The sequence below is a fragment of the Novacetimonas maltaceti genome, from assembly GCF_002906255.1.
GTDB classification, from domain to species: domain Bacteria; phylum Pseudomonadota; class Alphaproteobacteria; order Acetobacterales; family Acetobacteraceae; genus Novacetimonas; species Novacetimonas maltaceti.
The window spans coordinates 1-733 of record NZ_POTC01000144.1 but is presented as its reverse complement, the minus strand read 5'-3'; the positions used below and the strand labels follow the sequence as shown (position 1 = coordinate 733).

The 733-nt window shown below is 55.5% G+C and carries 1 protein-coding gene; it reads right to left on the bottom strand.

What is annotated here, in order from left to right:
- Nucleotides 1-34: 34 nt before the first annotated feature.
- On the bottom strand, nucleotides 35-691 hold the full coding sequence (locus KMAL_RS16725; protein ID WP_110096542.1) for an IS1595 family transposase: 657 nt from the start codon (nucleotides 689-691) through the stop codon (nucleotides 35-37).
- Between the last annotated feature and the right edge of the window lie 42 nt (nucleotides 692-733).

The following is a 733-nucleotide window of genomic DNA, read 5'->3' as shown; positions in this document are numbered from 1 at the left end:
GGGGCTGGCATAGGTAAGCATTGTTTGGGACGGTTCACGCGGACAGTTTAGCCCATTGAGTGAGGATTTTCAGGAGTTTTGCCGGCGAGCGGATGTTGAAGCGCCACTCGCACTCGGCCAGGAAGAGATGGAAGTCCTTGCGTGGTATTCCATTGTATCGCCGCAGATGCCGTTTTGCCTGGCTCCAGAAATTCTCGATGCCGTTTATATGATTTCTGCCCAGGGCAAGATGCCTGCTGTGGTCGATGCGTTCATGATGAAATTCCGAGACATCCAGCTTGTCGTAAGCGTGCCAGGAATCGCTGTAGACGATTGAATCCGGCTGCACTTTTCTTCGAATGATCGACATCAGCGTCTGGTGCCCGGCATTGGGGATCATGACGGCATGGACGCGGCCATGCCGTTTCAGCAGCCCGAAAACAGCCACTTTCCCGGCAGCGCCCCGGCCCCGTTTTCCTTTGCGATGTCCACCGAAATAGCTCTCATCGACTTCGATTTCACCTGAGACCGGTGCCTCATGAGCAATCTGTTCCGCTATGATCTCTCGCAATTTGCGGTAATACAGGGTCGCTGTATTGCGATTGACGCCGACAAGTTCGGCAGCACTCCGGGCGGGCGTGCCCGCGACGAAGTGCTCCAGAAGCCGTTTTTGGATGCTGACAGGCAGCCGGCTGCGACGACGTACTTTCATGCGACATATCAAGCCTCTGTTGGCTTACCTATGCCAGCCCCA

Coding starts and splice junctions, on each gene's coding strand:
- KMAL_RS16725 (WP_110096542.1), bottom strand. CDS start 691: ATGAAAGTACGTCGTCGCAGCCGGCTGCCTGTCAGCATCCAAAAACGG.